Raw genomic sequence first — 7,292 nt, 5'->3', positions numbered from 1 at the left:
AATAATATTTTAATAAAAAAGGGTATCGCAAGAAGTCTAATAAATCACACATATCCTGGCAAACCAAAAAAGGTTCCGTGGACATTTAAAAAGAAATATGGATATCAACGATTTTCAATTACACCAGGTGTACTTCCTGGTCAAGTAAAATGATCACCAGAAAGACAACGTAATTCACCTCTAATCATTGCATAAGCACAATATCCTAGTAAAACAAGGACATATTTTCAAAAGTTTGTGCGAAAAAATTGTTTTAACTTAATTTCTTGCTTATTTTCCATAAAAAATAGAACATAAACAACAAACGCAATTGGATTGGTCATATGATCAATAACGGTTGTAATTCAGCCTAAAGCACCACCTGGTAGGGGGTGTGTTGGTAGTAGTAAACAATTATATATAATAAAAGTAATGGTAATATAACAAGCTGCAGCTAGGGCAACTGGATATGATTGAATTTTATTTTTATTTTCTTGATGATGGCGAATTCCACTAATTAAGAATCAGAATAAGATTCCTAAGTTTGATAAACAAGTAAAAGTTGTAAAAAAATCTAATGTATATACTGTGTAATCACCATGGTAATGGTTAATAATATCATTTTGATTGAGAATCCCATTGACAAATGCTCATGTTAAGATGGCAATTCCAACTATTGCAAAAAATAGTTTATAAATTTGCTTTCAAATTAATTTTATTTTTAAAGTCATTTATAACTATTTCTTCTTGATTCTTGGTTGATTTGTAGTAATTCTAATAATCCTGCAATTACTATCATAATATTTTAGCATTAATTAATTTAAAAGATAGACAAACTAATAAAAATGATATGGGTCTGGCAAAAATAATGTTTTTTTTGAAAAAGGTATACATTTGAAATAAAATTGGGTAAGATAATATAAACCTAAATTATAAGGTTTAATTAGAAGAGGTGTAATAATGTCAAAAAAAGAACTAGCAGAGTTAATTGCGGGACAATTTAATTTATTAAAATCGCAAGCGGGAGAAATTGTCGACTTTGCTTTTGATAGAATTAAAGAAAATTTAGTCACGGGAAATGAAGTTGCAATTGCCGGATTTGGGAAATTTTTTGTATCAGCAAGAGCAGCAAGAGAAGGAAGAAATCCAGCTACTAGTGAAACAATTAAAATTCCAGCTTCTAAAGCAGCTAAATTCAAAGCAGCTAAACAATTAAAAGATGCATTAAACTAATCAACAGTTAGTTAAGAATTTATTGTAATGTTAAATAATTTATTTAACAAGGGCAGTATTAATAAGTGGCGATTTTTGTTGAGCCATTACAAATTAATAAATTTGTCAGAAGAACAGTTAGTGTTAATCATGTTGATTATGAACTGTTCTTCTTCTGATAAAAGGTTCATCACTCCGTTAGAAATTGCTAATCATTCCAATTTTACGGAAACAAAAGCAAAAAGCATGTTAGATCAATTAAAACAAGAAGGTTTTATTGATATTAAGATGAAAAAAGATGTTTTAGAAATGGATCTATCACCAATTTTCAACAAAATTATTATCGCAATCGAAAATTTAGAGTTAAATGTTGAAAAAAAGATTTTGTTTGACCAAGTCAATCAAATTTTACAAAACCCTTTAACTGAACACGAAAAAGCCACTTTAAATACTTACTTAGAGAATAAAATTTCTGATTTTCAATTAACCCTAATTATCACTAATCATCAAGAAACAAAAATGACGTTTAAAGAACTTATTAAGTTTATTGATAATTATCTTAAAAATAAACCAAAATCATTAACTAAGTACAATTGATTAATTGATTAAGAACTGGTTTAAAGTCAAGAAAATTAGGAAGGGTCGGAAAAAGTTCATAGCCATTTTCTTCAAAAAAAGAAACTGGGATTTGTTTTGTTGGCATTAGTCTTATTCATTCTGTTAATTTCTGATATGATAGGATAAAATAACGATTATAATGATGAAAATAAATAATAATAAAACTAATGCCATGATGTTTTTTAACTAAAGCTAATTGTTTTAACTGATGTGCTTTAATATTGTTTAAGTTGAATTTTTGCTGATTGGTTTCTTTTACTTCAAATTCGATATAATGGCCTTGATAAAGACTATAATAATCACAACCAGTTTTTTCTTTAAAATAACCTTTTATGATTATGTGTTGATCTTTTTCCAACGAAATAATATTGACTGCTCGTTTAAAAAAGAGGCCAATATTATGGTCAAAATATTTTTGAATAGTATAATTAAGTAAAGATTCTAAAAACATTCCACGATTATTGGGTAGGTGCATACTTGTTTCCTCATTCAATAATATAACAAAAAAAGGACACTTGTTCCTTGCAAAAGAGGTGTTAAAATGAAAACAATTAAATTGCGAGCAGTTGATATCATTAATAAGGAATTTCAGGTTGATTATCAAGGCTATGATCCGAATGAAGTTGATATGTTTTTGGATATGATTGCCACTGATTATCGTGTTTTTGAAGGCATTACTAATGATTTCAATAAAGAAATTAAATATTTGCGTCAGCAAATAAATGATTTGCAAGATAAGAATGATGTTTTAAGAGCCCAACTTGATGAAACAAAAGCCCAAAAAGCACGGTTAGAAGAAGAAGGTTTTTCAAAAGCTGATCTAATAAAACGAATCCATAATTTAGAAGGTAAGATAAAAAATGACTAAATTTTAACAAATGGTTATTAGTAAAATTAACACTTTATTTTTAGATATAGTATAATTATTATGAGTTATAACAGAACTAGTTGCTATTAACAACAGTTAATAGAGGAAACTCCACGCTCGCACAATCTGCGATGATTGTAGTGTTTGTGCTAATTTAATTCATAAGATTAGGCATAAGGGATCCTTATGACGGCTGAAAAAAATCCTAAGTTATTATTAATATGGAATTTTTTCTATAAAAGTGCCACAGAAACGAGTTTTTAAAGAAATTTAAAAAATGGAACGGGTAAACCCCACAAGCGAGAAACCTAAATTTTGGTAAGGGAACTTCTTTTTTTCAAAACAGAAGAAAATAAGAAGATCAATTTTAAAAAATTGATAGATAAATAACTAGTATTTTATTTTATAAAATAAAAAAACAGAACGTGGGTTATGATGTTATGACTTTGCAAATAAAAATAGAGCCATCTATTTTTATTTTTTCTTTATTAAAATAAATTATAATTTATTTTGTTAAAAATTTATTGTGGTCTTGACTTTTTAAAAAGATAAATTATAATTTTTATAAATAATAAAGGAAAAAAATAATGAAAAAAAATAGTAACAATGATTTAACTGTGAAAAATGATAGGATTTGGGTTCGAATTAAATCATCATTATTTCACAAAGAATTATATAATCAAAGGTTGGTTACCTTTAAAATTACCGCTGCGGCAATCTTTTTAGCTGTCGCTGTTGGTTTAAGTTTATTAGAAATTTTTAATATTCCAACGCCATGAGGAGCAACCTTTGGTTTACGCTTTTTTGACACATTAGTGATTATTTATTCAATCTCAATTGTTGGGTTAGGGTTTGCGTTATTGGAGGGAATAGCTTTACCTTGGATTCATAATCTAATTGATGGTCACCACACTTGGATTGAAATGGCATTCTTTATGATTTCTAACATTCTAGTTGTTCTTATCACATGGTTTATCTATTATATCTTGCTTAATGCTTACTATAAAGTAGAAGTTCCAGAAGATATTGAAGATCATACAATTCATGAGTATCATCATGTTAAAAAGGCTCATGATCACCATCATAAAATTATTAGTATTGCTTGAACAAAGAAGATTTTAGCATTTGTAATTATTGTGCCATTGTGTGCTTTAGTTGAAACGTTATCATTTCTAATTGTTGCAAAAATTCTAGTAAATACTGGCCATTCTCATTTAGAAGAAGAATATGTTCATATGATTAACCACGGGATTAATATGTTATCCCCCGCAGTTAGTACACCAAACGAAATTATTAATTGACCAGATAGTGTTATTGTTGCTCACGCTGGTCATGACCATGATCACGACAATAATGGGATGGCGTCTATTTTCGAATCATGACAACATACTTTAATCTTTATTGGAATTTTCTTTGGAATTTTTACCGCAAAGTATATTGTTAATTCTACATTGTTTTTATTATTAGAACGACGAACAAGACAGTTGGTTGATCGATATGGAATATATGTCTAAAAAACTTTTTTAAAACATTAAAAAAGTTTTATTTTTTGTTATAATATAGAGATAAGAGAGTTTATTGATAAAACTTATTTGGAATAAGAGGTGAGTTTATGGGGAAAATTAAAGAGTTAATTGATATTAATAAGATTGAAAAAGACTTGGAGTATAACGAATTAAACCATAAAAATCAGACTCGTAAGCAACAAACGCCATTAGAAATGATGAAGGAAATTAAAGCACCGCGAATCGGTTTTTTTAAGTTGGTTGCAATTTATTATCGTCGCTATTTATGACGATCATTTACAATTTTATTTACTTTAGTTTTAAGTTCAACGTCAATTGTAACAATTACCCTTTTAATAAATAAGTTAATGACCCAAATTTTATTTGAATTTGGAAATGATCCGGGGGCAGTATCAACTGGTTTAGACTGATGAATTTGATTAATTATCATTGGTGTTGTCTTAGTAATCGGGGTTGTCACAACAAACATTCGTGAACGTGTTGGGGGAATGTTGGGACGGAATATTGAAATTGATGTTCGAAATGCCGTTCTAAATAACTTAGTTGATTTAAACATTGGTTATTATTCTGATAAAAAAATTGGAGAAACAATGACAAAATTAATTAATGATACGCAAATTATTGGGGATGAATCACAATTAACGCCAGCTAACTTAATTAGTATCCCAATTATCTTTATTGGAAGTGCAATCGTATTGTTAAATATTGATTGAAAATTAGCGTTAATTTGTTTAGGGGCAACCGCTTTATTTATGACAGCAGTTGCTGTAACATTCCGTTCACAAGCATCAGAAACAGAAAATGTTCGTGCTAAAATTACTGACGTTAATGGTGATGTGACTGATCGAATTGCTTCAATTGCTTTAATTAAAGCGACAGGAACAGAAGAATATGAACGTGTTCGTTTTGAACAAATTCATAAGGAATACTATCGTATTAATCGTCGTTTAAATCGTATTCAAGCGCGAATGACAACAATTATTATTCTTTGTGCATTAAGTTTAACTGTTATTGTTGTCTTATCAAGTATTATTTTATATGGTAATAAAGGGTCAGAAAGTACTAACCACATTATGAAAGTTTTACCAGCTTTTATTACAGGAGTTAATACATTAGCCTTCCCAATTTGAACATTAACTGGATTAGTACCAGGATTAGCGCGGGCAACAGCATCAACAAAAAGAATTATTCAATTAATTCGTGTTGATACAACAATTGAACCAAACCGTGACGCGCCAAATGTTAATGAAATCACTGGTGATATTGTTTTAAAAGATATTGTTTTTGAGTATCCAGAAAAACCGGGGGTTGTTATTTTACCAAAAACAACTTTAAAATTTGAAAAAGGAAAAAGTTATGCTTTTGTTGGCGAAACTGGAAGTGGAAAATCAACAATTTCAAAATTATTGTTACGCTTTTATGATCCAACAAGCGGAGAAGTTATTATTAATAATACTAATTTAAAAGATTTAAATTTAGCAAGTTACTTAACACATGTTGGTTATGTTGAACAAGAGCCAAAAATTTTATTTGGGGATGTTATTTATAATGTTCGTTATGGAATGTTTAATGCGACCGAAGAAGAAGTTATTGCAGCTTGTAAAAAAGCTAACTTACATGATTTAGTAATGGGCTGAAAAGATGGTTATAACACCATTTTAGGTGAACGTGGCTTTATGTTATCAGGAGGACAAAAACAACGGTTAGTTATTGCCCGAATGATTTTAAAAAATCCGCAAATCTTAATTTTAGATGAAGCAACAAGTGCGTTAGATAATATTGTTGAAAAAGAAATCCAAGCCGAATTAGAAAAAATTATGGTTGGTAAAACAACAATTTCAATTGCGCACCGATTAAGCACAATTAAAAATGTTGATGAAATTTTTGTCTTAGGAAAAGGGCAAGGAATTATTCAGAATGGAAAATATGATGAATTAGTTTCAATTGATGGTCCGTTCCGTGATCTTAATCGTGCCGGAAACCAAGGGCGATAAAAAAGTGTTAAATGACACTTTTTCTTTTTGTTTAGTTAACAGGATTATTATTTTTAAATAAAGTGCTTTTAATAACAACTTGAAAATGGTAAAATATAGCAAATTTATTTTTAATTAGAAGGGTAATAAAGCATATGAAATTTAAAGAGTGAAAGCAACAATTACGTGATGGTTCAGAATTACAAATGTATGAATGAAAATTAGTAAACGACAAAGATATTAAAGGCGTTGTGCAATTAGTCCATGGGAGTGCGGAACATTCTTTGCGTTATGAAGATTTTGCAAAATTTTTAGTTGTTAATAATTATGTTGTTGTTGCCGAAGATCATCGCGGCCATGGGAAAACAGCGACTTGTTCTGAAGATTTAGGATTTTTTGCAGAAAAAGAAGGCTGAGAAAAAATTATTGATGATTTATATGAAGTAACAACTTATATTAAACATTGTTATCCTAATACGCCAATTGTGATGTTTGGTCACTCAATGGGATCATTTATGGTTCGCCATTATGCGATTAAATATGGAACAAATATTGCTGCTTTAGTTATTTGTGGAACAGCGCATTATCCAAAACGATTATTAAAATTTTCAGTTAAAATGGCTAGAATTGGTCAAAAACTTAAGGGACCAAAGTCAAAAGATAATTTTATTTATAAATTTTCTTATGCGCCACTAAATGTTCGTTATAAAGATGAAGGAGTCTTAGGAACAGAATGATTATCAACAGATAGAACCGTGCAAGAGGCATTTACAAATGATCCGCTAACAGGTCAAGTTTTTTCAACGAGTGCTTTTAAAGATATGTTTACGGGATTATTATTTATCACTAATAAAAAAATATTTAGTTAACACCAAATACTTTACCGTTGTTATTTATTGCTGGACAAGATGACCCGGTTGGCAAATATGGGAAGACAGTATTAAAAACCGTTGAATTGTATAAAAAAGCCGGTAAAAAAGTTAAAGTGAAATTATATCCAAATGCTCGTCATAAAATTTTAAATGAACCAATTAAACAAGAAATTTATCAAGATATTTTAAATTTTTACAATAAGAGTCTTTTTCGATAGTTGAAAGTCTAATTTTTATAAAAAAA

General features: G+C 29.0%; 9 protein-coding genes and 1 other RNA gene. 8 read left to right on the top strand and 2 right to left on the bottom strand.

The window, feature by feature from the left end; translation table 4 throughout:
• The coding region (locus TS70_RS05450) for a Pr6Pr family membrane protein (RefSeq protein ID WP_198049645.1) at positions 1 to 710 on the bottom strand (710 nt) is incomplete at its 3' end.
• Positions 711 to 939: 229 nt separating this feature from the next.
• On the opposite strand from TS70_RS05450, the gene TS70_RS05445 reads away from it, so the two are divergent.
• Positions 940 to 1,212, top strand: coding sequence for an HU family DNA-binding protein (locus tag TS70_RS05445; protein ID WP_040093842.1), 273 nt, complete (start codon positions 940 to 942; stop codon positions 1,210 to 1,212).
• A 27-nt stretch (positions 1,213 to 1,239) separates the two neighbouring features.
• Positions 1,240 to 1,800: a DnaD family protein gene (locus tag TS70_RS05440; protein WP_040093840.1), complete on the top strand. Its 561-nt coding sequence runs from the start codon at positions 1,240 to 1,242 to the stop codon at positions 1,798 to 1,800.
• Here the strand turns inward: TS70_RS05440 and TS70_RS05435 are convergent.
• Complete coding sequence (locus TS70_RS05435) at positions 1,775 to 2,284, bottom strand: Holliday junction resolvase RecU (protein WP_198049644.1); 510 nt, start codon at positions 2,282 to 2,284, stop codon at positions 1,775 to 1,777. The genes TS70_RS05440 and TS70_RS05435 overlap by 26 nt on opposite strands.
• 66 nt (positions 2,285 to 2,350) lie before the next feature.
• Between TS70_RS05435 and TS70_RS05430 the strand changes: the two genes are divergently transcribed.
• The 6 genes from TS70_RS05430 (at position 2,351) to TS70_RS08150 (ending at position 7,266) form a co-directional block, all read left to right on the top strand.
• On the top strand, positions 2,351 to 2,677 hold the full coding sequence (locus tag TS70_RS05430) for a DivIVA domain-containing protein (RefSeq protein WP_040093836.1): 327 nt from the start codon (positions 2,351 to 2,353) through the stop codon (positions 2,675 to 2,677).
• A gap of 68 nt (positions 2,678 to 2,745) precedes the next feature.
• Positions 2,746 to 3,115, top strand: an RNA gene (rnpB, locus tag TS70_RS05425) — RNase P RNA component class B.
• A gap of 149 nt (positions 3,116 to 3,264) precedes the next feature.
• Positions 3,265 to 4,191, top strand: coding sequence for a hypothetical protein (locus tag TS70_RS05420; protein ID WP_198049643.1), 927 nt, complete (start codon positions 3,265 to 3,267; stop codon positions 4,189 to 4,191).
• A gap of 98 nt (positions 4,192 to 4,289) precedes the next feature.
• A complete protein-coding gene (locus tag TS70_RS08680) occupies positions 4,290 to 6,197 on the top strand; it encodes an ABC transporter ATP-binding protein (RefSeq protein WP_040093830.1) in 1,908 nt (635 codons plus the stop codon).
• 134 nt (positions 6,198 to 6,331) lie between these two features.
• Complete coding sequence (locus tag TS70_RS05410; RefSeq protein ID WP_276574507.1) at positions 6,332 to 7,045, top strand: alpha/beta fold hydrolase; 714 nt, start codon at positions 6,332 to 6,334, stop codon at positions 7,043 to 7,045.
• Positions 7,046 to 7,062: 17 nt separating this feature from the next.
• Complete coding sequence (locus TS70_RS08150; protein ID WP_255516886.1) at positions 7,063 to 7,266, top strand: prolyl oligopeptidase family serine peptidase; 204 nt, start codon at positions 7,063 to 7,065, stop codon at positions 7,264 to 7,266.
• Positions 7,267 to 7,292 lie beyond the last annotated feature (26 nt).

This window comes from Spiroplasma sp. hyd1, assembly GCF_016082235.1.
In the GTDB taxonomy this organism is placed as follows: domain Bacteria; phylum Bacillota_I; class Bacilli_A; order Mycoplasmatales; family Mycoplasmataceae; genus Spiroplasma; species Spiroplasma poulsonii.
Note: the sequence above shows the minus strand (reverse complement) of the source record. Positions and strands in the feature narration are given on the sequence as shown.